The sequence below is a fragment of the Saccharopolyspora antiqui genome, assembly GCF_052246905.1.
Taxonomy (GTDB): domain Bacteria; phylum Actinomycetota; class Actinomycetes; order Mycobacteriales; family Pseudonocardiaceae; genus Saccharopolyspora.
This window is the reverse complement of record NZ_JBQQBO010000023.1, coordinates 69,819-93,337: the sequence shown is the minus strand read 5'-3', so window position 1 is coordinate 93,337 and position 23,519 is coordinate 69,819. Positions and strand designations below refer to the sequence as shown.

Below are 23,519 nucleotides of genomic sequence, written 5' to 3'. Positions count from 1 at the left end.
GTTGGAGGCAGTGTTGGCCGCACGGCGAACCGCGGACCGCGGCAAGGGCGCCGAGGTGCTGCACGACGGCCCAACACCCAAGCACGCCCAGCTGCGGGAAATCCTGCGGGAACTGGCGAGCGCGGAACTGCTGCCCGGATCGCCGGTGCCCTCCGAACGCGACCTCGCCGAGCGCTACGGGGTCTCCCGGCTGACCGTCCGCGAGGCGGTCGGTCAACTCGTCGCCGAAGGTCTGCTGGTGCGAGTCCGCGGCAAGGGCACCTTCACCACCCGGCCGCGGGTGGATGCCCAACTGCACCTCGCCTCGTTCACCGAAGACATGCGGCGCCGCGGCATGCGTCCGGAGACCGAGGTGCTCGACGCCGCCGAGGCGATCCCACCACCCAGCACCGCCGAGGCGCTCGGGCTGGGCCCCGACCAGTCCGCGTACTGGCTGTACCGGCTGCGCAAGGCCGACGGTGCGCCGATGGCCGTGGAGCGCGGCTGGTACCACTCTGCGATGCTGCCCCGGCTGCTCGACCACGACCTGACCGATTCGATGTACACGCTGCTGGCCCGCACCTACGAGGTGCAGCTGGAAAGCGGTACGCAGACCGTGCTGGCCGAAGGCGCCGACACCGAGACCGCGCGGCTGCTCGGGTTGCGCGCCGGCAGCCCCGTCCTGGTGTTCCGCCGGATCGCCACGGCCCAGGGCCGACCGGTGGAAGACATGACTTCCTGGTATCGCGGCGACCTGTACCAGGTGACTATGCAACTGGACCGCGACCCCAGCGGCTCCGGCCACAACCGCCCATCCATGCGGCCCGTCTGAGGCCGACCGCAAGACCACTCGGTGTCCAAGACACAGGAGGTATCCGATGAGTGCCAGCCCCACCACGGTGAGCGGCAACAGAAAGGGTTTCGCCCTGCTGCAACGGCTAGGCCGGAGCCTGATGCTGCCGATCGCCGTCCTGCCCGCCGCCGCGCTGCTGTCCCGCCTCGGCCAGCCCGACCTGCTCGGGGACGAAGGACTCGGGCGGGCTCTGCCCTGGTTGCTGCCGGTGGCCGGGGTGATCGGCTCGGCCGGTGACGCGCTGTTCAACTACCTGCCGCTGCTGTTCGCCATCGGCGTCGCGATCGGCTTCGCCAAGCGGGCCGACGGTTCGACGGCGCTGTCCGCGGCCGTCGGCTACGTGGTGCTCTCCGGGGTGCTGTGGGAGATGACCGGCACCGAGGCGGACACGGTTTTCAACAAGGGCCCGTACGGTGTGCTCGGCGGCATCGTCGCCGGGTTGACCGCGGCCTGGTTGTGGCAGCGCTACCACCGCATCAAGCTGCCCGACTACCTGGGTTTCTTCGGCGGACGCCGATTCGTGCCGATCGTCACCGCGTTCGCGATGGTGATCGCCGGGGTCGTGCTCGGCCTGCTGTACCCGATCTTCGATGCGGTGCTGACCGCCTTCAGCGACGCGGTGACCCAGAACGCGGTGATCGGCGGCGGCATCTACGGCGTGATCAACCGACTGCTGCTGCCCCTCGGCCTGCACCACATCCCGAACAACATCGTGTGGTTCCTCTTCGGCGACTACCACGGCGAGAAGGGTGACATCGCGCGGTTCTTCGCCGGTGACCCGACCGCGGGCACCTTCATGACCGGTTTCTTCCCGATCTTCATGTTCGCCCTGCCCGCCGCCGCGCTGGCGATCTGGCAGTGCGCGAAGCCGTCGCAGCGCAAGATCGTCGGTGGCGTGATGATCTCGGTGGCGCTCACCTCGTTCCTCACCGGCATCACCGAGCCGCTGGAGTTCTCGTTCATCTTCGTGGCCTGGCCGCTGCTGCTGATCCACGCGGTGCTCACCGGCACCTCGCTGGCGCTGGTCAACGCATTGGACATCCACACCGGGTTCGGGTTCTCCGCAGGTGCCATCGACTACTTGCTGAACTTCGGCATCTCGCAGAACTCGCTGTGGCTGATCCCGATCGGTCTGGTCTACGCGGTCATCTACTACTTCGTGTTCCGCTTCGTGATCACCAAGTGGCAGCTGCGCACTCCGGGCCGTGAGGAGGACGACAACGACACGGCCGGGGTGGCTGCGGATAATGCCGGAGGGGACGCCACGCCAACCCCCGAGAAGGACTGACCCCCGGCGTTCGTCCCCCGAATCTCCCCGACGAACCCCGAATCTCCCCGACGAACGGAGAGCCATGCTGGAGCGACGGGTAACCGTGGCTAGCAAAGTGGGGCTGCACGCACGGCCAGCGGCACTCGTGGCCAAGGCCGCCGCGGCGCAGTCCGTGCCGATCACCATCCGCAAGGACGACACGGATCCGGTCGAGGCTGGCAGCATCCTCGGCCTGATGACCCTGGGTGCGTCCTACGGCGACGAGGTGGTGCTCGCGGCCGAGGGCGACGGCGCCGAAGCGGCGCTGGATCAGATCGCCCACCTGGTCGCCTCCGACCTCGACAACTGAAACCCAACCCCCGAACGAACGGCCCCTCCCGCCCGGAGGGGCCGTTCGCACGAGTTCACCAAGCCGCGGTTCCAGAGCTCCGCCCGCACCTCGCCTGGCGGCGCGGGAGGCGCGTCGTTCGGGTGCTGGGTGAAGGGCACCTTTTACCCAGTTAGTTGGTGAAAGGTGCCCTTCACCTCGTTCGCACCGGCGCTGGGGTCAGAGCGGGAGGGGGATTTCGCCGCCGGTGGCGGTGGCGAGGGCGTCGCGCATGGCCTCGCGGGGCGCGGTGCGCCCGGTGAACTGCTCGACCTGGCCGAAGGCCTGGTGCAGCAGCATGTCCAGACCGGTGGCGATCCGACCGCCGGTCGCCGTGACCGCGGTGGCCAGCGGTGTCGGCCACGGGTGGTAGATCACGTCCAGCACGCAGTCGGCCTTGGCCAGCTCCAGCGCCCGCGCGTCCAACACCCCCGCGGGCAGCGTCGACACCACGACGTCCGCCGCCGCCGCGGCGTCCGCGAGCGATATGCGGTCCAGCCGCTCGATGTGCACCCGCACCCCGACCCGCGCCGCCGTCTGCGCCGCGTCGCGCGCTCGCGCGGGCTCGCGCACCGCGATCGTCGCTTCGCCGATCCCCAGGTCCGCGAATGCCGCCAGGGTCGCGGCGGCGGTGCCGCCCGCCCCCAAGATCAGTCCACTGTGGCCAGTGGTGAAACCGCCCGCGCAGCGCAGCGCGCCAACAACTCCGTCGACATCGGTGCAGTCCGCGCGCCAGCTCCCGTCGGCGCGGTGCACCAAGGTGTTCGCCGCGCCGACGGCCGCGGCCCGCTCGCTGACCTCGCTCGCGACCCGCAGCGCCGCCCGCTTGCCGGGCATGGTCACCGACAGCCCGGCCCACTCCGGGCCGAGCCCGGCGACGAACTCCACCAGCCGATCCGCGTCGGCCTCCACCCGCTCGTAGGTCCAGTCGTGCAGACCGAGCGCGGCATAGGCGGCGCCGTGCAGCACCGGGGACAGCGAGTGCTCGATCGGCGAACCGAGCACCGCTGCCCGCCGCGGCTCAGAACGCGCCACGCGCCCGTGCCTCGTCGATGTAGGCATCGTGCTGTTCCGGGGTGTCGGCGAAGCAGGAGGTGCCGTCCGGATAGCACTTCACGAAGTACCGCCAGTTGCCCTCGACGGGCTGCTCCGCGGCGGCGACCGCCTCCTTGCTGACCGCCGAGATCGGGGTCGGTGGCAGGCCGTAGTTCTGGTAGGTGTTGTACGGGCCCGGCCGATCCCGGTCTTCTGGCCTGGTCAGCAGCGTCGGCTTGTCCAGCGGGTAGTTGATCGTGGAGTCCAGTCCGAGGTGCATGGTGGGCGGCGCCAAGCGGTTCTGGATCACCCGCGACACCTTCGGGAAGTCCTTGGTGATGCCTTCGCTCTGCACCAGCGACGAGATGATGAGCAGCTGGTACGGGCTGAAGCGGGTGCTCTCGGCGGCCTGCGGCAGCCCGGCGACCTCCAGTGCCGCGGCAGACCGGGTGACCACGTCGCGCAGCACGTTCTCCGCGCTCTCGCCCGGTTTCACGTCGTAGACGCCGGGCATGATCAGCCCTTCCAGCCGCCGCTTGGGTTCGGCCTTGGCGGCCTCCTCGACGGCCCACTGCGGCACACCGAGCGAAGCCAGATCGGCCGTCTCGGCGACCCGGTGCATCTCCTCCGGCGTGGTGCACTTGGCGTTGGCCCCGGCGCAGGTCGCTTCGGCGAGCCGCCGCAGGATGCCGGGGGTGTGCCCGCCGTCGGGCGCCAACTGGTCCTCCAGCCGCATGCCGCCGCGCACCTCAACCCGGCCGACCTTCGCGTCCATCGACAGGATGTGCGTCACGGCGGCGGCGCCGGACATCTTGTTGCGCATCAGGTAGTAACCCGGCTGAATGCTGTTGATCTGCCGGTTGTCCTCGGCGGCCTTGGTGAACGCCTTGGTGCTGGCGACCACGTCCTGCTGGGAGAGGGTGCGGCCGATGGCGCTGACGGTGTCACCGGACTTGACCTCGATCACGACGTCGCCGGTGCCCTCCCCGTCGTAGTCGTCGTAGGCGCCGATCTGCATGATCTGGCTGGCGCCGTAGAGCACGCCGACGCCGACCAGCAGCAGCACGAACAAGCTCGCCACCGCCGTCACGATCCGGCGCCGTTTGCGGCGGCGGAACCGTTCCGGATCCGGGGCGCGCCGCCGCCGCTCGCCGGGCTCGTCCGCGAACAGTCCGAGATCGTCGGTCACGAAAGTTCCTCTCGTGTCGTCTTCCCCCGGCCGTCCAACCATGCCTGCAGGATCTCCACCGCCGCCGCCTGATCCACCACGGCGCGCTGCTTCTTCCCCCGCACCCCGCGTTGCGACAGCATCCGGCTGGCCGTCACGGTGGTCAACCGCTCGTCGGCGAACCGCACCGGCACCGGTGCGATCCGTTCCGCGAGCGCCGCCCCGTAGGCCTGCGCCGATTCCGCTGCAGTTCCGTGCCGACCTGCCAGCGTCTTGGGCAGGCCGACCACGACTTCCACCACTTCGTGCTCGGCCACGAGCTCGGCCAGTTCACCGAGATCGCGACCGCCGTCGGCGTCCCGCTGCAAAGTGATCAGCGGGGTCGCCAGCATCGGGGCGGGGTCGCTGAGCGCGACACCGACCCGGACCGCACCTACGTCGACGCCGAGCCGACGCCCCGGTCCGGGATCCGCCTGCCGGTGCTCGTTCACCCGTCAGCCACCACCTGGTCCAGCGCCTTGCGCAGCGCCTCGATCGCCGCGGGGATCCCCGCCGGGTTCGAGCCGCCGCCCTGCGCCATGTCCGGCTTGCCGCCGCCGCGACCGCCGACCTCGCCCGCGAAGCCGGGCACCAGCTTGCCCGCCGCGATGCCCCTGTCCCGCGCCGCGTCGTTGGGGCCGACCACGAAGCTGACCTTCTGCTCGTCCGCCGAGAACAGCGCCACCACCGCTGGCCGGGCGCCGATCCGACCCCGGATCTCACCGACCAGGGCGCGCAGCGCGTTGCTGTCCACACCGTCGGGCACCTGCTCGGCCACCAGCGTCACACCGCGCACGTCGGTGCCCTTGTCGGCGAGCTCGCCAGCGGACCGCAGCACCTGGGCGGTGCGCAGCTGCTGCAGCTCCTTCTCGGCGCCGCGCAGCCGGGACACCACGCCCTGGATGCGTTCCGGCAGCTCCTCGGCGGGCACCTTGAACTGCTCGGCGAGCTGGCTGACCAGCAGGTGTTCCTTGCTGATGTAGCGCATCGCGTCCATGCCGACCAGCGCTTCGACGCGGTGCACACCGGATCCCACCGAGGAGTCGGCGACCAGCTTGACCACACCGAGGCGGGCGATGCTCGGCACGTGGGTGCCACCGCACAGCTCGCGGGAGTACTCGCCCATCTCCACGACCCGGACCCGGTCGCCGTACTTCTCGCCGAACAGCGCGACCGCACCGAGCTCCATGGCCCGGTCCATCGTCGTGGTGAAGTCGCGCACCTCGACGTCGGTCTGCAGGTAGTCGTTGACCTCGTCCTCGACCCCGGTGAGCACCTCAGCCGACACCGACGTCGGAACGGTGAAGTCGAAGCGCATCCGGCCCGGCGAGTTCAGCGAACCGGCCTGCGCGGCGCGTTTGCCGTAGGCACCGCGCACCGCCGCGTGCACCAGGTGCGTCGCGGAGTGCGAGCGCTCGATGGCGTGCCGACGCGCCACGTCCACGGCGGCCTCCAGCGTGGTGTCCACGCCGAGCTCACCTTCGACGACCTTGGCGCGGTGCACGAACAGGCCCGGCACGGCGCGCTGCACGTCGTGCACCTCGACCGCCACACCGGGGCCGACCAGCCGACCGGTGTCGGCGACCTGGCCACCGCCCTCGGCGTAGAACGGGGTGCGGTCCAGCACCAGCTCCACCTCGGTGCCCGCCGCGGCGGACTTCACCGGCTGGCCGTCCACCAGCAGGCCCAGCACCCGGCTGTGCGACTGCAGGTCGGTGTAGCCGAGGAACTCGGTGGTGCCGTGCTGGTCCAGCAGCGAGCGGTAGGTCGACAGGTCGCCGTGGCCGCTCTTGCGCGCCTTGGCGTCCTCCTTCGCCCGGCGGCGCTGCTCGGACATCAGGTTCCGGAAGCCCTGCTCGTCCACGGTCAGGCCCTGCTCGGCGGCCATCTCCAGGGTCAGGTCGATCGGGAAGCCGTAGGTGTCGTGCAGTTGGAAGGCCTTGTCCCCGGCGAGCTGCCGACCACCGGCCTGCTTGGTGTCGGACACCGCCATGTCGAAGATCTTCGAGCCCGCGGTCAGGGTGGCCCGGAAGGCGTCTTCCTCGTTGCGCATCACCGAGTCGATCCGGTCGAACTCGGTGACCAACTCCGGGTAGCTGGGCGCCATCGCGTCCCGCACGATCTTGCTGAACTCGCCGAGCACCGGCTCCTGCACGCCCAGCAGGCGGGTGGAACGGATGATGCGGCGCAGCAGTCGCCGCAGCACGTAGCCGCGGGCCTCGTTGCCGGGGGTGACGCCGTCCCCGATCAGCATCACGCCGGAGCGGGCGTGGTCGGCGATGACGCGGAAGCGCACGTCGTCGTCGTGGTTGGCGCCGTAGCTGCGGCCGGAGAGCTCCTCGGCCTTGGCGATCACCGGCCGGACCAGGTCGGTCTCGTAGACGTTCTCCACGCCCTGCAGCAGGCACGCCACCCGCTCGACGCCCATGCCGGTGTCGATGTTCTTGGTCGGCAGCTCGCCGATCGGCGGGTGGCCTTCCTTCGGCGGCAGCTCACCCCTGATGTCCTGCATGAACACCAGGTTCCAGATCTCGATGTAGCGGTCCTCGTCGGCGACCGGACCGCCCTCGCGCCCGTACTTGGGTCCGCGGTCGTAGTAGATCTCCGAGCTCGGCCCACCGGGGCCGGGCACGCCCATGTCCCAGTAGTTGTCCTTGGCGTCGCGGGCCTGGATCCGCTCGGCGGGCAGGCCGGTGATCTCCTGCCACAGTCCGGCGGCCTCGTCGTCGCCGTGGTAGACGGTGGCCCACAGCCGCGCCGGGTCGAGACCGTAGCCGCCGTCGGCCTGCGACTTGGTGATCAGGTCCCAGGCGTGCTCGATGGCGCCCGCCTTGAAGTAGTCGCCGAAGGAGAAGTTGCCCGCCATCTGGAAGAACGTGTTGTGCCGGGTGGTCTTGCCGACCTCGTCGATGTCGCCGGTGCGCACGCACTTCTGGATGCTGGTGGCGCGCGGGTAGGGCGCCGGGGCCTCGCCCAGGAAGTAGGGCTTGAACTGCACCATTCCGGCGTTGACGAACAGCAGCGTCGGGTCGTCCAGGATGAGCGAAGCGCTGGGCACCACGGTGTGGCCGCGGCTGCGGAAATGCTCGATGAACCGATCGTTGATCTCGTGGGTCTGCACGGTGAGTCCTCGGGAATTCAGGTAGCGGACACGGCTGCGGGTATCGGCGAACGGCTGGCGGCGCGGTGCGCCGACGTCAGCGGCCCGCCCGACGAGCTCGCCGCCCGCCTGCCGCGCCCGCGTCGGCGGGTGCCTCGATCCGGCGGAACTGCACGGTGTCGGCGCTGTCGACCACGTCCTGCAGCTCCTGCTCCCGCTCCTGCATGCCCGCGCGCACCTCGGCGCCGAACGAGCCGACCGCCCCGGCGAGCTCGCGAACCGCGCCGCCCAACTGCTCGGCCATGCCGCTCGGGGTCGCCTTCCGGGCAGTCTCGTTGAGCTTGCGAGCCAACGCGACTCCGGCCGCGACTCCGGCACCGAACCAGAACAGGCGCCTCACTTGCGCCCCCCTTTGCCCTTGCGGCGGAAGTGCCGACCAGCAGGCTCCTGCTGCCGCTTCCGGCGGGCTCGCAGCGCCTTGCTGACCCCGTAGGAGAAGGCCGCCGTCTTCACCAGTGGGCCACCCAGTGTAGCCGTGAACAGCGAGGACAACGCCGAGACGTTGCCGCTGATCGTCTTGGCGTTGGCGGTGATGCCGTCGACCCGTTCGAGCTGGGTGTTGACATGGTTGATCGTCGAGTTGGCGCCGGTGAACAGCGGATCGGAGTTCTCGTGCGCCTTGCGGATCGCGATGGTCGCCTCGTCCAGCGTGCGGCCGAGTTTGATCAGCGGGATAGCCAGCAGCACGACCAGCAACACGAACGCTCCGGCGGCGATCAGCGCGGCGATCTGCGTGGGCGTCACGTGCCCTCCCGTATGTCCACGTCATGTCCGTAGCACCGAGGTCGCAGACCCCGGTCTGTTGATCGTGCGTCAGGTTACCGGGGCCACCGCACGACACCCGCACCCGGTCGCGCCAGCGCGAGGCGGTGGGTACCCGGCCCGCGCCACCGGAGCGACCTGGTCAGGATTCGGGCGTGCGGTGAGCTGCCGGGCACCCGCGATCAGGGCCGGACCGGGGTGACCGGCTCGTTGCCGCTGAGGACCTCGACCACGTTGCGGGCGGCGAGTTCGGCCATCGCGGTGCGGGTTTCGGTGGTCGCCGAACCCAGGTGCGGCGCGACCACCACGTTGTCGAGATCGAGCAGGGCCGGTTCGACTTCCGGCTCGTGTTCGAAGACGTCCAGCGCCGCGCCACCGATCCGGCCCTCGCGCAGCGCCTCGGCCAGTGCCAGCTCGTCGACCACCGGCCCCCGGCTGGTGTTGACCAGCACCGCGGTGGACTTCATCGCCACGAGCGCTGATTCGTCGATCAAGTGCCGGGTCTGCTCGGTCAGCGGGCAGTGCAGGGACACCACGTCGGCGGTGCGCAGCAGCTCGTCCTGGGGCAGGAAACGGGCGTTCAGCTCCGCCTCCACCTCGCCTGCGGCGCGGCGCCTGCCGGTGTAGACGATGTCCATCCCGAACGCGCGGGCCCGCCGGGCCACGGCCTGGCCGATCGCGCCGAGCCCGACGATGCCGAGGGTCTTGCCCTGCAATCCGGTGCCGAGCATGAAGCCGAGGTGGAAGGTCCACGGCTGGCGGGCGCGCAGCAGCCGTTCGCCCTCGCCCAACCGGCGGGTGACCATCAGCAGCAGCCCGAGGGCGAGGTCGGCGGTCGCGTCGACCAGCACGCCGGGGGTGTTGGTGACGATGACGCCGCGCTCGGTCACCGCCGGGACGTCGATGTTGTCGTAGCCAACCGCGACGTTGGCCACCACCTGCAACCGCTCTCCGGCGGCGGTGATCACGTCGGCGTCGATGCGGTCGTGCAGCATGGCCACCAGCCCGTGCGCGCCGCGAACCGCTTCGTGCAGCTCGGCAACGGTCAGCGGTCGGTCCTGCGGGCAGACGTGCACCGCCCCGACCTCGCGCAGCATGTCCAGCGCCGACTCCGGCACCGACCGGGTGACCACGATCTGCTTGCCCTCCACCAGCGACCTCCTCGCGACGAATCCTCGCGAAATCTACCCCGCGACCCCGAGATCCCCGCCTGCCTGCGACGCGCCTCGCGCCCTTCGGGCCTCCGGCGCCCCAATACCGTGATCTCCGCAGGTGAGCACACCCTCCAGCGACGAACAGCAGCGGTCGTCGGCCACGAACCGACCAGGACGAAAAGGTCAAAACTCCGCACGGTGCAAGCAAAACTGTCACGCCGGACACATCCGCGGTGCGGAAGTGCCGGGCTCGGCTCAGTCCTCGCCGCGGATGATGCCGCGCAGCTTCGGGACGCGGTCGCCCAGCGTGCGCTCGGCGCCGCGGCCGGTCGGCTGGTAGTAGTCGCGTCCCACCAGCTCGTTCGGCGGGTACTGCTGGGCGAGCACGCCTTCCGGCTTGCTGTGCGGATACAGGTAGCCCGCGGCGTTGCCGAGCTTGCTCGCCCCGGCGTAGTGCCCGTCGCGCAGGTGCGGCGGCACCGGACCGCCCTTCCCGGCGCGCACGTCGCCCAGCGCCTCGTCGATCGCCGTGATCACCGCGTTCGACTTCGGCGCGGTGGCCAGGTGGATCGTGGCCTGCGCCAACGCGATCCGCCCCTCGGGCATCCCGATGAACTGCACCGCGTGCGCGGCGGCCACCGCAGTCTGCAGCGCGGTCGGATCGGCCATCCCGATGTCCTCGCTGGCGTGCACCACCAGTCGGCGTGCGATGAACCTCGGATCCTCGCCCGCCTCGACCATCCGGGCCAGGTAGTGCAGCGCAGCGTCCACATCGGACCCGCGGATCGACTTGATGAACGCGCTCGCCACGTCGTAGTGCTGGTCACCGCCCCGGTCGTAGAGCACCGCGGCGCGATCCACGGTGGCCTCCACGGTCGCCAGGTCGATCGCTGCCGCGCCGGTCGAGCTCGCCGACTCGGCCGCCGCCTCCAACGCGGTCAGCGCGCGCCGCGCATCGCCCCCGGCCAGCGCCACCAGGTGCGCTTCGGCCGCGTCGTCGAGGCGCAGCGCGCCGCCCAGACCGCGCTCCTCGCTGACCGCCCGGCGCAGCAGCGTGCGGATGTCCTCGTCGCCGAGGCTGCGCAGTTGCAACACCAACGATCGCGACAGCAGCGGCGCCACCACGGAGAAGAACGGGTTCTCCGTGGTGGCCGCCACAAGCAGCACGATGCGGTCCTCGACCGCACCGAGCAGCGCGTCCTGCTGGGTCTTGGAGAAGCGGTGGACCTCGTCGATGAACAGCACCGTCGACTCACCGGAGCGACCTAGTCGGCGACGCGCCTCCTCGATGACTGCGCGCACCTCCTTCACCCCGGACGACAGCGCGGAAAGGGCCGCGAACCGACGCCCGGTGGCCAGCGAGACGAGGTTGGCCAGGGTGGTCTTGCCGGTGCCGGGTGGGCCGTAGAGCAGCACCGATGCCGGTGCTGCTCCTTCGACCAGGCGGCGCAGCGGTGCCCCGGCCCCCAGCAGGTGCTGCTGGCCGACGACCTCGTCCAGTGAGCGGGGCCGCATCCGCACCGCCAGCGGCGCGTTCTCGGCCAGCCGCGCACCCGCGCGCGTCTCGGCGTCGGCGCCGAACAACCCGTCGTCGAACAGGGCATCACTCACGAAGACGACGCTACCCGGCACCCCCGACCAGTCAGCCCACCCGGGCGGGCAGGGCCACTTCGACGGTGCAGTCGCCGCGCCGACGCTGCGCCGCCCAGTGCTCGACCGCCTGGTGGCAGGCCCGGTCGAGGTGCCGGACCATCGTCAGGTCGAGGTGCACGTGCTTGCCGGTCGGCAGCTGTTCGAGGTGGTCCAGCAGCCTCGGCAGCCGCAGGAACGTCGCGTTGCCGCCCAGCTTGACCCACACGTGGTCGTCGCCGTGCTCGGCTCGAACCGACAGCCGGGACACCTCGATCGCGGTCTTGACGATGGCGACCGCCAGCCCGGTCAGGGTGCCGATCAGCAGGTCGGTGGCCACGATCGTGCCCGCGGTCAGCACCAGCACGAACGCCTCCGAGCGGTGTTCCCGCACCAGTGCGACGACCTGCCGCAGCTCCAACAGCTTCCAACCGGCCTGGATCAGCAGGGCGGCGAGCACGGCCGTCGGGATGAAGGCCAGCACCCCCGGCAGCAGCACCACGAACAGCAGCAGCCAGAACCCGTGCAGCACGCGGGAGAGCCTGGTCTTCGCACCGGCCTGCACGTTCGCGGCGCTGCGCACGATCACCGCGGTCATCGGCAGCGCCCCGAGCAGTCCGCAGACCGCGTTCCCGGCGCCCTGGGCGACGAGCTCCTTGTTGTACCGGGTCTTCGGGCGGTCGTGCATGCGGTCCACGGCGGCGGCGCTGAACAGGCTCTCCGCCGAGGCGATCAGCGCGAAGGTCAAGATCGACCCCAGCACGGCGGGGGTGACCAGCGCGCCCCAAGCTTCCGAGGTCGGCGGGTTCAGCGCCGCCAGCAGCGAGCCCACCTCGACCTTCTGCACCGGCAGCGCGAGCAACACCGCCGCCGCACTGGTCACCACGACCGCCAGCAGTGCACCGGGCACCACCCGCAACCGAGCCGGAGCCCGCTTCCAAGCCGCCATGATCACCAGCGCCGACACCGCCAGCACCAGCCCGCTGATGCCTTCCGGAGTGGTCGTCACCATGATCACCAGATCCGGGATTCCGGAGAACTTCGCCCAGGTGGACTCCGGCTGCGCGAGCCCGCCCACCGGGTAGATCTGGCCCAGGATGAGCACCAGCCCGATACCGGCGAGCATGCCCTGCACCACCGATGGCGAGATCGCCCGGAACCAGGTGCCCAACCGGCTCAGGCCCAGCACGATCTGCACGACGCCCGCGCCGAGCACGATCACGCCCAGCACCGCCAGGCCGTGCCGGTCGACCGCCGAGGCCACCAGCACCGTCAGGCCCGCCGCGGGCCCGCTGACCTGCATCGTGCTACCGGGCAGCAGGCCGACCACCAGCCCGCCGACGATGCCGGTGACGATGCCCAGTTCGGCGGGCACCCCGGAAGCAACGGCCACGCCGACGCACAGCGGCACGGCCACCAAGAACACCACCAGCGAAGCCCCCACATCGGCGCCGAAGGTCGGCGCGCTGGGCTTTCGGCGCGTGGGCCGAGCCGGATTGAGTTGAGCAGTCACAATGCCCTCCAAGGGCGAGTCAAGAATGCCGGGAAACAGGTATCGCGCCACGCACCACCGTGGTGCGGGCGTCGACCTGGCGAACGGGATTTACAGCGGCAGGAAGTCCGAGACGTCCGGGTCCTGCGGGCAGACGAAGGTCAGACCGGTGTCGATCTCGTAGAACCAGCCGTGCAGCCGCAGTTCACCCATGGCGAGCCGATCCCGGATGAATGGGTATTCACGCAGCGTCTGCAGCTGCGCCTGGATGTGCCGCTTGCTCTCGGCGCTGACGCTGGGGTCGCCCAGCTCGACGCCGGTCTGGCCATCGACGCCCAGCCAGGTCCGCAGCGCGGGAAGTTCCTCCATACCGCGTCCGGCGAGCGTCAATGCCGTGACCGCACCGCAGTACGAGTGCCCGCAGACGATGATCTCCGGTACGCGGAGCTGGAGCACCGCGTATTCGATGGTCGCCATTTCACTGGACGCCGAGTCCGGTGCGTATTCCGGAACCACATTGCCAGCGGTCCGCAGTTCGAACAGTTTCCCCGGTTCGGCGCCGGTGATCTGAGAGGGGATCACCCGCGAATCGGAGCAACCGATGAACAGGGCGGCCGGTTTCTGACCTGCGGCGAGCTGCCGTCGGCGGGCCTCGGAAAGGGTACTCGGGTGCTGTCGTGCGTGTCGCACGAAATGTTCGAAGCTCATTTTCGCCTCCTGATCGTCTGCTCGGAAAAATTTCGCGAGCGCACCGATCAGCGGCGGATGACCTGGAGTCCGGCAGGTGAATGTTTGAGCTTGGCGTAGCAGTGGTGCGGCGTGCTCCCGGATGCTGGGAGCACACCGACCTCCGTCTGGTCGTCGATATCGGTGGCGCGCTGCAGCTCTCGCGGCAGCAGCGCACGGCGATCTTCCTGCCCGTCTTGGGAACGTCGATGCAGCGCGATGCCGGGCAGGCGTTCGCGCAGCTTCTCGCAGTCCCGTCGCTCCTTGGTCTCGGACTTGGAATCCGCGGGGGCCCCGGTGCGCAGCAGCGTGCTGCCCTCGGCTTCCGAGTGCACCGGGCTGAGCACGGCGAGCACGACCGCGAAGAGCAGGAACAGCCCTGCCCTCGTGATCTGCCTAGCCTTGCCACGCACCGAATGCCTCCTGGAATTGAGCAGCCGATCCCCTTCCGGCGACATCGACGGTAGCGGGAAGAAGTAGCGAAACGCTGAACTCAAGGTATCTGACAACGGCGGTGGTAGCGCAAGTCGCAGATGCATCGATCTGTCGGGAAACAAATGAAGCTTTGTTAATACGACCCGGTTCGACCTGCGAATTCACCCGGTTGCCGGGTGGACACGGCTACCGCCGCTGCGGTGTGTAAACGATGTTCACTACGGAATGTGTCGAAACTGTGACAAGTATTACCGTATCGTGGGAGTTTGAAACATGTACCAATTTCACTCAGGCAACAGAGCCGAAACAACCGATCCTAGAGGACCCGATAGTGGTAACTGTGGGAGGGCTCGAAACCTAACGTTTCGTAACACCGCCGCGCACCGGGATTGTCCGCCTCGACCTGAAGGAAGAGCCGCGTCGCCCCGGCGGTCGATGCCCACCGGGCGCCCGCCCGCAGGACCGTGCTCGCGATGCCGAGCCGCCGCCAGCCCGGATGCGTGGCCATGCCGTAGATCCCGCACCAGCCCGCCGAGACGGCGAACATCCCGACACCGACCGGGACCCCGTCGTACCGGGCGATGGCGAACCGCACCGGCTGCGGCACCCGATCCAGGCTCGGTTCCGGCGTGCCCCCCACCGCCTCGGTGGCGACCAGCCAGGACGGTCGCGGGCTGGACTCCAACCGCACCTCGAAGGACTCGGCCGATGTCCCGGGCTCGATCCACGCGCAGTCGGCGAACATGGCCACCGTCGGCGCGATCGCGCGATAACCCCGCCCGGCCAGGAACGCATCCAGCTCGGCGTGCTGATCCAGCGGGCTGACCTGCACGATCGGCGCGATAGACCGCGCGGCGTAGAAGCTCTCCACACGCTCGACCGCCGCCGCAGGATCCGCGACGACCTCGGGTGGCAGCGCCGAGTTCGAGCGCTTGCGGTTGAGCTGTTCGCAATGCCGTAGCAGCCAACCGTCAACGCGCTCCACGGTGGCAGCAGGCCAGGTGTCGACGGCCGCCTGCTCGATCTCCAACTCGACGGAACCCACCACACGCCTCCAATGCATACCATGCAAAATCCCGCATATCGATACAAGCACGGTAGGCGTGACTGTTCAACACAATTACCGAGGCGATCTCGACCGCGAAGCACCGCCGCGGGCTCCCCGCGGACCCTGAGCCGAGGCGGCTACGAGGTTCGGAAGGCCGGGTACGGCAACAGGTGCAGCGCACCGGCGCCGAAGCGGTCCACCAGCGCGTCGACCAACTGGTTCGCGAACTCGGCGACATCGGCCATGCCCGCCTCTTCGGCGTCCGTGCGCAGGTGGCGCCACCGGTCGACCAGCGCCGTGCTGCGACGCGGCGAGGGCATGTGCAGGTCGATCGGCCGGTCCGTTTCGCCGGTGCGCGGCAGGAACCACCAGGTCGACACCCACACCCACAGCAGCTGGGCGTTGAACAGCCGGGGCATCAGCACCTCGTCGTCGTCCAGCTCCGGCCAGACCTCGGCGATCTCCGAACGCCACGTCGACAACATGCTCTGCGCCAGGTTCTCGGGCAGCGCGTACGAGCACCACGAGGACGGGAACGGGTACTGCAGGTACGCGGCGTCCATCGCGACATCGCGCACGCAGCCCCACTCGAAGTCCAGGAACCGCACCCCGTTGCCGGTCACCAAGCTGTTGTCCGGGCAGATGTCCGACGGGCTGAAAGACCGGTACCGGCTCGACTTCAGCAGTTCGCTGGCGCTGGTCAGCCGCTCGACCATGAGCGGCGGCGTGTCCACCCCGAGGATCTGCGCCAGCAGCTCCGGCAGCTCGGACACCGAGCGCACGATGTCGTCGGCGACCGGATCGGTCCACGACTTCGTGCCCAGGCGGCGCATCAGCGCGTCGAAGTCCGCCTCGCAACCGGCGGTGGTGCTGTGCAGGCGCCCCAGCGCCCGCGCCCACGCCAGCAGCGCCCGCTCGGCCACCCGGGGGTCGTCGGCGAACAGCACGTCGGCGAGGGTGGAACCCCGTCCGAGGTCTTCGAGCACCAGCAGGCGCGCGGCGGCGTCGTGCGCGATGAGTTCGGGGCCGACCCGAGCCTCCGGCGGCAGCGCCGTGGTGAGCTGGCAGCTCGCCGCCTCGTGCGCGAACGGATCCGAGCGAGCCTCCTCCGGGCACGCTCCGTAGTGCTTGACCACGACGGTCCGAGGCAGTTCGAACGGCGATTCGGCGATCCGCACCCGCATCACGACCGAGCGGTCACTGCCGCCGAGATCCTCCGCATCGGCAAGCCGGACCGGGGCTCCTGTCCGCTTGCTCAGCACAGCTTCCGCGGTCCCGACGGTGTCGGTCGCCTCCGTGCTGGCTGGGACACGAACCTCCGGGGGACCGGTGGTGATCTCCACGCTCATCGTCTCCAGACACTACCCCCACAACATGAACCCGAAAGGGCATGACCGGTCAAGTGACACACAACCGGTCAACACCCGTAATCGCAGCGTGTTCGCCCGAATACACCGCTCCCACCGCCGGTGAGCCCGAGCCGAACACACCCCTAGACGCTGACGGAATCGAACGTCGGCGACGTTGCACGGCGGCGAAGATTGCGCAACCGCATCTCACACCACCTCCCGCGTCGGCACCCGATCGCGTGCCCCCGCACGCCTGCGGCGCAGCACCAGGACCGCGGCGGCGGCGACCACGATGCCGACCAGGTTGACCAGCAACTGCGCGACCGAGCCCAGGCACTGGGCCCAGTCGCCGAGCGTCGCGGCCACCACCGCGTAGCCCGCGGCGGGCACCGTGGTGACCGAGATGAACACACCGACCAGCACCGCCGATTTCGCTGAGGTCAGTGACAGCATTCCGGCGGCACCGGCCAACAACGACACTATGAGTGACGACCAGCCGACTTGGTAGACGAACGCCACCTGGCTGTCGGGCGGCAAGGCGAGCCGGTCGATCAGACCGCCCCACTCACCGAGCAGCGCCGCTGCCGCGGTCACCACCATGGCCACCGGGAAGCCGACCGCCAGCGCCGCCGAGGCCCGCCGCACCAGCAGCCAGCGGCGGGACACCAGCCCGACGGCCAAGGCGGCCAGCGGCCCGAACTCGGGCCCGACCACCATCGCGCCGACGATCGTCACCGGTGAGTTGGTCACCACGCCGACCGCCGCGAGCACGCAGGCGATGGACAGGAACGCCAGGAACGTGCCGTTGAGCCGACATTCCTCACCGGTGCGGGCGATCAGCTCGTCCCAGACGACCGCGTCGTCACCCTCGCCGGGTGCTGCCTCCTCGGCACGCTCGGCGCGCTGGGACAGCGTGGTGCCCGCCTCGGTGATCGTCACCGCGCCGACCTCGGCCAACTCGGTGGCGCCGATCGCGGACAGCACGTCGTCGGCGGCCTCTCGCGCGAGGTCGACCTCGACGAGGTCACCCGGCGGATCGACCGCGCCGCCGCGCACCACCACCACGTGCGCCGCGCCCGGATGCGCCCGGACCTCGGCCAGCACGCCATCGGTGTACTCGGCCGGGCAGATGACTCGCAGGTGCAGCACTTGGCGTCCCGCTCCCGCTCAGCCCTGCTTCTCCACCACTCCGGGTGGGAACACCGAAATGCTCTGGTCGCCGACCTGGGCCGCCGGTTTGGCGTCGATCCCGGCTTCCTTGCGCTGCTCGATGGTGATCGGCGAGGGCGCCCCGGTCAGCGGGTCGAAACCGCCGCCGCTCTTGGGGAAGGCGATCACGTCGCGCAGCGAATCCGCACCGGCGAGCAGCATGCAGATCCGGTCCCAGCCGAAGGCGATACCGCCGTGCGGCGGCGGGCCGTACTTGAACGCCTCCAGCAGGAACCCGAACTTGTCCTGCGCCTGCTCCTGCGAGATGCCGAGCAGCTCGAACACCCGCTCCTGGATGTCGGAGCGGTGGATACGAATCGATCCGCCACCGATCTCGTTGCCGTTGCAGACGATGTCGTACGCCCAGGCCAGCGCGTGCTCGGGGTCCTGGTCGAAGGTGTCGACCCAGGCGGCGTTCGGCGAGGTGAACGGGTGGTGCACCGCGGTCCAGCGCCCGGTGCCGACCGCGACGTCGTCGGTCTCGTCCACCGGCTCGAACATCGGGGCGTCCACGACCCACACGAACGACCAGGCGTCGTGGTCGATCAGGCCGCCGCGTTCGGCGATCTCCAGCCGGGCCGCGCCGAGCAGTCCGCGCGCCGCCGAGCGCGGACCGGCGGCGAAGAACACGCAGTCGCCCGCGGCCGCGCCCACCGCCTTGGCCAGGCCGTCGCGCTCGCTGTCCGACAGGTTCTTGGCGACCGGGCCGGACAGCGTGCCATCAGCCCCGACGAGCACGTACGCCAGGCCCTTGTGGCCGCGCTGCTTGGCCCACTCCTGCCAGGCGTCGAGCTGCCGACGGGGCTGGTCGGCGCCCCCGGGCATCACGACCGCGCCGACGTAGGGCGCCTGGAACACCCGGAACGGGGTGTCCTTGAAGTACTCCGTCATCTCGGTGAGTTCGAGCCCGAAGCGCAGGTCCGGCTTGTCCGTGCCGTACCTGGCCATCGCCTCGGCGTAGGTCATCCGCGGGATCGGGCGCGGGATCTCGTGATCGACGAGCTTGCTCCACAGCCCGGCCAGGATCTCCTCGCCGAGCTCGATGACGTCGTCCTGTTCGACGAAGCTCATCTCGATGTCGAGCTGGGTGAACTCGGGCTGCCGGTCGGCGCGGAAGTCCTCGTCGCGGTAGCAGCGCGCGATCTGGAAGTAGCGCTCCAGGCCGCCGACCATCAGCAGCTGCTTGAACAGCTGCGGCGACTGCGGCAGCGCGTACCAGTTGCCGGGCTGCAGCCGGGCCGGGATCAGGAAGTCCCGGGCGCCTTCCGGCGTGGAGCGGGTCATCGTGGGGGTTTCGACCTCGACGAAGTCGCGGCCGTGCAGCACGTCCCGGGCGATCCGGTTGATCTCGCTGCGCATCCGCATGATCCGCGTGGGTTCGGCGCGCCGCAGGTCCAGGTAGCGGTGCTTGAGGCGGACTTCCTCGCCGACCTCCAGGTGCTCGTCCAGCGGGAACGGCAGCGGCGCGGCCTCGGAGAGCACTTCCAGCTCGCCCGCGGTCACCTCGATCTCGCCGGTGGCGATCTCCGGGTTCTCGTTGCCCGCCGGGCGGCGAATCACCTCACCGGTCACCTTGACGCAGAACTCGGCGCGCAGCCGGTGCGCCCGCTGCGCCATCTCGCCTTCGCGGAAGACCACCTGGGCGACGCCCGAAGCGTCGCGCAGATCGATGAAGATGACCCCGCCGTGATCGCGACGGCGCGCCACCCACCCGGTGAGGGTGACGGTCTGCCCGGCATGACCGGCGCGAAGCGATCCGGCCTCGTGCGTGCGCATCACGGGTACTGAGCTCCTTCTTCCGCTGTTCGGCGCTTGGCGGTGTGACGATGCTGCTGCCGCCGAGCTCGTCGCGCCCGGTGGACACGCAGGCTCAGCAGCCAGGAAGCGAGACATCAAGGCTAGCCAACGGGCACTGCCCCGCAGCGGGCAGGTGCCGCGGGTCCGGCCGCCACCCCAGCGCACGACCGGTGATCGCGACCGCCCCGATCGCACACCGGACCAGCGCGGATGCTCGCCCCGGTTCGCTCGTTCGCCAGAGCGACGCCAAATGGTCGATACCAATTTCGGCGCGGGTGGTCCACAATTCACCTGATTCCAAGCACGATCGACGATCAGGTGACGGCATTGTTTCGGCATCTGGGAGTTGATTCCCAGCCCGAAGTTCAGCCCAGTTCCTCCTTTAGTTGGAGGCACATACCGGAACTCGGTCGTTGCACAACATAGATCCACTGATTAGCGTAAGTCGGAATTCGGCGGACACGAGGAGTAACGATGACCGGCCCGAAAACCGAGGCTCGCCCGGCCGCCCACCCGGCCGTCCGCAGCGCGCAGCAAGGAGCGAACGCATTGTCGGCCGAACTCTCCGAACTACTCCGGACCGGTCCGTTCGAATCCGCCCTGCGCACCGCGATCCGCGCGAGCCGGTTGAGCCTGGAACGCATCCAGCACCGGCTGCGCGCCCGCGGCACCCCGGTCAGCATCACCGCGCTGAGCTACTGGCAGTCCGGACGTCGGCGCCCGGAGCGCCCCGACTCGCTGCTCGCCCTCCAGCAGTTGGAGCAGGTCCTGGGCGTGCCGGAGAGTTCGCTGTCGGCGCTGCTGGGACCACCCCGACCTCGCGGCCGCACCCGGCAGGCCCCGGCCGAAGCGCCGCCGCTGAGCGCGCTGTGGTCGGAGAACGAGTCGGCCGCCGAACTGCTCACCAAGATCGACACCAGTCACGACAGCAAGCTCGCCCGGCTCAGCCACCACGACGTGGTGCACGTCGACCAGCGCGGTGAACTGCGCAAAATCCGCACCCGCAAACTGGTCCGGGCCGAAACCAACGGCGTCGACCGCTGGGTGATCATGTTCGACGGCGCCTCGTCCAGCGAAACCCCGCCGATCATCCGCCCGATCCGGTCCTGCCGACTCGGCCAGGTGCTCACCGATCACGCCCGCGACCTGGTGGTGGCGGAGCTGCTGTTCGACCGGGCGCTGGCGCGCGGTGAGACGCTGCTGCTGGAGTACGAGATCATCGACCCCCCAACCGGACCGAACGAGGTCGAGCACAGCTTCTGCCGATTGTTCCGGCTACCCGTGCGGCAGTACGTGGTCGAGCTGCAGTTCGACCCCGCACACCCGCCGACCAGGTGCGAGAGCTACGTCGGGGATTCCACGACGCAGGAGGTGGAGCCGCCGAAGCACCTGACGGTGGACCAGTTCGGCCGCACCCACGCGGTGGCGCTGGACTTCGGCATGGGCGTCTTCGGCGTCCGGTGGCAGCCCGAGGAACAGCTGGGTTCCAGCACGTCTTCGCGCACCACAACGCGTTGACCCATTCCAGGGACGCGCAGGTCGAGCGACAGTACGGAAGGTAACCGGAAATCGGCGCCCTTCTCACCAAACGTTGAACTGCGAACGAGGCCGCTGGTGCTTTTACATTCCAGAAACCAGCCGTCACGTTCCGACACTGTTGAGACATCGTTTTCCTTACCATTGTCTTAAACCAATCGAAAATGATGTGCATTTCCCGAACCACCTTCTACGCACCAGTCTCCGCCTCTGCCGGGGGTCTCCGCCTCTGCCTGGCTCACAGCAGGCTGAGCTGACGCACTTCCTCCTCCTCGGCGGTGGACCGCGCGGAACCGGCCTCGACGTCGCGGAACTGCGGCATCCGGGACGATCCGATCCCGTGGCGGCGCTTCGCCTCCGCCACCAGGTCGAGCACCTCCCGCTGATAGGACTTCGGCAGGTAGGAGCCCTCCCGGTACAACCTGGCGGGACCACCAAATGCCCCCAAACCATCGGCGGGCGCCCGCATCCAAGCGACCTGACCCACCGCCTGTTCGCAGCGGACAACCCGGGGCCGATGGTCCAGTTGATGACCGGGTGCGGTCGACGGGCGCACCGGTTCGTCCTGGACAGCGAGAGCAAGAGGTCGACTGCCCGGAATGCCTGAAGTCGGCGCCGTGACCCGAGGACCGATCGTGCGCTACCTCGCCGACGGCCGCGCCCTGGTCGACCGCGCGAGCCTCGCCACACTCACCGGCCGATCGCCGCACACCATCCGCGCCCGCTGCCCCATCGCCGGCCACGCCGACGACGGCCGCGCCCTGTACGACGCCGAGCAGTGCGCCGCGACCCTCGCCACGATCCCCACCCGTAAACGCCGTCCACAGTTGACACCGCCCCGTCACAACCGAGATCATCCACGGAGACACCCCCGCCACCCTCGCACAGCACCTTGCCCACCGTTTCCGTCCCCGCCTGCCTACATCTTTCGTATCCTCCTGCTCATGGGGCACCGACAAGACGACAGCCACGAGCGGCACCGGGAAGACGACGCTCCCGACAAGATCGGGATCAACAACGAAATCTCAGGCGGACACTTCGAAGGGCCTGTAGGCCAATTCGGCCACGTTTACGGGAACGTGAACCTGAACCCCCCAAAAAGCCCCGAAGAAGCAGCCTTCCGTGCCCGATATATGGCAAAGATGCAGGAAGAGTGGGACGCCGAGGAGAGATTGCAGGCAGAGCAAGAGAGACGAAAGGCGGAGCAAGAAGAAATCGCGCACAGGCGCATCACGGCCTTGTTAGTGGTTCTCGCGACCCTCGTAGGCATCGTGGCCATCTCGGTGGCGATTGATCTCGCCATCAACTGAGGTCCTCTCCACGGTAAGAACCTCCGCCCACGAGTGACGTCTGGATGACCGCACCGGGGAGGTGACCTGATGACCGCCTCCCGCCCGGTCACCGAGCAGGAACGCGAGCGCGTCCGCGAACTGCACGCGCAGGGCAAGACCCGAAACGCCATCGCAAAAATCATGGGTCGCTCGCCTGGCACCATCAGCACCATCGCCCGCGAACTCGGGTTGGCGTTCGACCGGTCGGCCACCGCCGCAGCATCCGCCGCGAAGGCCGCCGACAACAAGGCCCGCCGCGTCGAGATCGCGCATCCGGCCACCGCGTGGGCCGCCGAACTGGTCGACGCGGATTCGTCGATCTCGACCGGCACCGCCCGGTTGACCGCGCAGTATGTGCCGAACGTGCGCCCGTCCCGAGCGTGGCGCGCGGTTCCGCAGCTGGCCCCGCTGGGCCGCAGCGACTTTGACGGCATTGAGGGTGTGCTTGACGCGCTCGACGAAACGTATTCGAGCTGGATGCGGGACATCCGCCTGGCGAAAGCCCGGCTGATCGTGCCCGAGTCCTACCTGGAGAACAACGGACCGGGCCAAGGCGCGTCGTTCGATGACGACCGGGAGTTGTTCACGCCCGTGAACACGCTCGGCCGAGCCGACAGCGACAATGGCATCACCGCCAACCAGTTCGCCATCCGGGTAGCCGAGCACCGCGACAGCGCGCAAGACCTCATCCGCACGGCGCTGCGCACGGCCGGGTACAGCCCGGCAACGTTCGGCGACCAAGACGGTGGAGCGCCGGTGACCGCAACCGAGATCGCCGCCCGTGAGCGGATCTCGGAGCGCACCCGCAACAAGAAGGCCCGATACTGGGCCGCTGGACTCGCGCGGATCACCGCGGCGTTGCTCGACGTCGACCAGGCTGTGTTCCGCAGCCCCGGTTCCGGCGGCGAGCTCCCGACGGTCGAGTTCCCCGACCGGGCACAGCCCGACCCGGAAGCGTTGGCGCGCACCGCGCAGTCGCTCTACGCGCCGAAGCCGCCTCGACCGAGGTACGGGTCCGCATGGTCCATCCCGACTGGGACGACCCCGCGGTGAACGCAGAAGTCGAACGCATCCGCGCCGAATCCGGCGCCACGCTGCCCGACCCCCGCGAGTTCCTGAGCGAAACCGCGGCGACCGGCGTTCCGTTAGTCGGCGAGTAGGAGAACCCTATGCCCTGGCC

General features: G+C 69.5%; 22 protein-coding genes. 6 read left to right on the top strand and 16 right to left on the bottom strand.

What is annotated here, in order from left to right; all coding sequences use genetic code 11:
• Positions 1-13: 13 nt before the first annotated feature.
• The 3 genes from ACTWQN_RS29355 (at position 14) to ACTWQN_RS29345 (ending at position 2,451) form a co-directional block, all read left to right on the top strand.
• Entirely contained in the window at positions 14-811 is a 798-nt protein-coding gene (locus ACTWQN_RS29355) for a GntR family transcriptional regulator (RefSeq protein WP_443206845.1), read from the top strand.
• A 46-nt stretch (positions 812-857) separates the two neighbouring features.
• A complete protein-coding gene (locus ACTWQN_RS29350) occupies positions 858-2,120 on the top strand; it encodes a PTS transporter subunit EIIC (RefSeq protein WP_443206844.1) in 1,263 nt (420 codons plus the stop codon).
• A 64-nt stretch (positions 2,121-2,184) separates the two neighbouring features.
• Positions 2,185-2,451 carry an HPr family phosphocarrier protein gene (locus tag ACTWQN_RS29345; protein WP_443206843.1) on the top strand — a complete coding sequence of 89 codons (267 nt, stop codon included), beginning with the start codon at positions 2,185-2,187 and terminating at the stop codon, positions 2,449-2,451.
• Between the two features lie 198 nt (positions 2,452-2,649).
• Here the strand turns inward: ACTWQN_RS29345 and ACTWQN_RS29340 are convergent, their stop codons facing one another.
• From ACTWQN_RS29340 to aspS, 15 genes are all read right to left on the bottom strand, one after another.
• On the bottom strand, positions 2,650-3,504 hold the full coding sequence (locus ACTWQN_RS29340) for a shikimate dehydrogenase (RefSeq protein ID WP_443206842.1): 855 nt from the start codon (positions 3,502-3,504) through the stop codon (positions 2,650-2,652).
• Positions 3,491-4,693, bottom strand: a complete 1,203-nt coding sequence (mltG, locus tag ACTWQN_RS29335; protein WP_443206841.1) for an endolytic transglycosylase MltG — start codon at positions 4,691-4,693, stop codon at positions 3,491-3,493. Before mltG ends, ACTWQN_RS29340 begins: the two co-directional genes overlap by 14 nt.
• Entirely contained in the window at positions 4,690-5,163 is a 474-nt protein-coding gene (gene ruvX / locus ACTWQN_RS29330; RefSeq protein ID WP_443206840.1) for a Holliday junction resolvase RuvX, read from the bottom strand. The genes mltG and ruvX overlap by 4 nt, the downstream gene beginning before the upstream one ends.
• Positions 5,160-7,832: an alanine--tRNA ligase gene (gene alaS, locus ACTWQN_RS29325; protein WP_443206839.1), complete on the bottom strand. Its 2,673-nt coding sequence runs from the start codon at positions 7,830-7,832 to the stop codon at positions 5,160-5,162. The genes ruvX and alaS overlap by 4 nt, the downstream gene beginning before the upstream one ends.
• Before the next feature lie 76 nt (positions 7,833-7,908).
• Positions 7,909-8,211 carry a hypothetical protein gene (locus ACTWQN_RS29320; RefSeq protein ID WP_443206838.1) on the bottom strand — a complete coding sequence of 101 codons (303 nt, stop codon included), beginning with the start codon at positions 8,209-8,211 and terminating at the stop codon, positions 7,909-7,911.
• Positions 8,208-8,615: a DUF948 domain-containing protein gene (locus ACTWQN_RS29315; RefSeq protein WP_443206837.1), complete on the bottom strand. Its 408-nt coding sequence runs from the start codon at positions 8,613-8,615 to the stop codon at positions 8,208-8,210. The genes ACTWQN_RS29320 and ACTWQN_RS29315 overlap by 4 nt, the downstream gene beginning before the upstream one ends.
• A gap of 200 nt (positions 8,616-8,815) precedes the next feature.
• A complete protein-coding gene (locus tag ACTWQN_RS29310) occupies positions 8,816-9,784 on the bottom strand; it encodes a 2-hydroxyacid dehydrogenase (protein ID WP_443206836.1) in 969 nt (322 codons plus the stop codon).
• 258 nt (positions 9,785-10,042) lie between these two features.
• On the bottom strand, positions 10,043-11,398 hold the full coding sequence (locus tag ACTWQN_RS29305; protein WP_443206835.1) for a replication-associated recombination protein A: 1,356 nt from the start codon (positions 11,396-11,398) through the stop codon (positions 10,043-10,045).
• Positions 11,399-11,429: 31 nt separating this feature from the next.
• Positions 11,430-12,929: a SulP family inorganic anion transporter gene (locus ACTWQN_RS29300; protein WP_443206834.1), complete on the bottom strand. Its 1,500-nt coding sequence runs from the start codon at positions 12,927-12,929 to the stop codon at positions 11,430-11,432.
• Between the two features lie 90 nt (positions 12,930-13,019).
• Positions 13,020-13,616, bottom strand: a complete 597-nt coding sequence (locus ACTWQN_RS29295) for a carbonic anhydrase (RefSeq protein ID WP_443206833.1) — start codon at positions 13,614-13,616, stop codon at positions 13,020-13,022.
• 47 nt (positions 13,617-13,663) lie between these two features.
• Positions 13,664-14,047, bottom strand: coding sequence for a hypothetical protein (locus ACTWQN_RS29290; protein WP_443206832.1), 384 nt, complete (start codon positions 14,045-14,047; stop codon positions 13,664-13,666).
• Positions 14,048-14,385: 338 nt separating this feature from the next.
• Positions 14,386-15,114, bottom strand: a complete 729-nt coding sequence (locus ACTWQN_RS29285) for a GNAT family N-acetyltransferase (protein ID WP_443206831.1) — start codon at positions 15,112-15,114, stop codon at positions 14,386-14,388.
• Between the two features lie 140 nt (positions 15,115-15,254).
• The gene (locus tag ACTWQN_RS29280; protein WP_443206830.1) at positions 15,255-16,466 is read right to left on the bottom strand and encodes a phosphotransferase family protein; all 1,212 of its coding nucleotides are present in this window, start codon (positions 16,464-16,466) and stop codon (positions 15,255-15,257) included.
• A gap of 207 nt (positions 16,467-16,673) precedes the next feature.
• Positions 16,674-17,615, bottom strand: a complete 942-nt coding sequence (locus ACTWQN_RS29275) for a DUF389 domain-containing protein (RefSeq protein ID WP_443206829.1) — start codon at positions 17,613-17,615, stop codon at positions 16,674-16,676.
• 18 nt (positions 17,616-17,633) lie between these two features.
• Complete coding sequence (gene aspS / locus ACTWQN_RS29270) at positions 17,634-19,454, bottom strand: aspartate--tRNA ligase (protein WP_443206828.1); 1,821 nt, start codon at positions 19,452-19,454, stop codon at positions 17,634-17,636.
• 492 nt (positions 19,455-19,946) lie between these two features.
• Here aspS and ACTWQN_RS29265 point away from each other — a divergent pair, with 492 nt between their 5' ends.
• Positions 19,947-20,990 carry a hypothetical protein gene (locus ACTWQN_RS29265; protein ID WP_443206827.1) on the top strand — a complete coding sequence of 348 codons (1,044 nt, stop codon included), beginning with the start codon at positions 19,947-19,949 and terminating at the stop codon, positions 20,988-20,990.
• 256 nt (positions 20,991-21,246) lie between these two features.
• Here the strand turns inward: ACTWQN_RS29265 and ACTWQN_RS29260 are convergent, their stop codons facing one another.
• Positions 21,247-21,477 carry a hypothetical protein gene (locus ACTWQN_RS29260; RefSeq protein WP_443206826.1) on the bottom strand — a complete coding sequence of 77 codons (231 nt, stop codon included), beginning with the start codon at positions 21,475-21,477 and terminating at the stop codon, positions 21,247-21,249.
• 130 nt (positions 21,478-21,607) lie between these two features.
• On the opposite strand from ACTWQN_RS29260, the gene ACTWQN_RS29255 reads away from it, so the two are divergent.
• A complete protein-coding gene (locus tag ACTWQN_RS29255; protein WP_443206825.1) occupies positions 21,608-22,318 on the top strand; it encodes a hypothetical protein in 711 nt (236 codons plus the stop codon).
• 69 nt (positions 22,319-22,387) lie between these two features.
• Positions 22,388-23,392 carry a helix-turn-helix domain-containing protein gene (locus ACTWQN_RS29250; RefSeq protein WP_443206824.1) on the top strand — a complete coding sequence of 335 codons (1,005 nt, stop codon included), beginning with the start codon at positions 22,388-22,390 and terminating at the stop codon, positions 23,390-23,392.
• The last annotated feature ends 127 nt before the right edge of the window (positions 23,393-23,519 follow it).

Excerpts from the sequence above, each read along its gene's own strand:
- ACTWQN_RS29350 (WP_443206844.1), top strand. The coding sequence starts at position 858 with ATGAGTGCCAGCCCCACCACGGTGAGCGGCAACAGAAAGGGTTTCGCC.
- ACTWQN_RS29345 (WP_443206843.1), top strand. The coding sequence starts at position 2,185 with ATGCTGGAGCGACGGGTAACCGTGGCTAGCAAAGTGGGGCTGCACGCA.
- ACTWQN_RS29295 (WP_443206833.1), bottom strand. The coding sequence starts at position 13,616 with ATGAGCTTCGAACATTTCGTGCGACACGCACGACAGCACCCGAGTACC.
- ACTWQN_RS29280 (WP_443206830.1), bottom strand. The coding sequence starts at position 16,466 with ATGAGCGTGGAGATCACCACCGGTCCCCCGGAGGTTCGTGTCCCAGCC.
- ACTWQN_RS29265 (WP_443206827.1), top strand. The coding sequence starts at position 19,947 with ATGACCGGCCCGAAAACCGAGGCTCGCCCGGCCGCCCACCCGGCCGTC.
- ACTWQN_RS29260 (WP_443206826.1), bottom strand. The coding sequence starts at position 21,477 with ATGCGGGCGCCCGCCGATGGTTTGGGGGCATTTGGTGGTCCCGCCAGG.
- ACTWQN_RS29255 (WP_443206825.1), top strand. The coding sequence starts at position 21,608 with ATGCCTGAAGTCGGCGCCGTGACCCGAGGACCGATCGTGCGCTACCTC.
- ACTWQN_RS29250 (WP_443206824.1), top strand. The coding sequence starts at position 22,388 with ATGACCGCCTCCCGCCCGGTCACCGAGCAGGAACGCGAGCGCGTCCGC.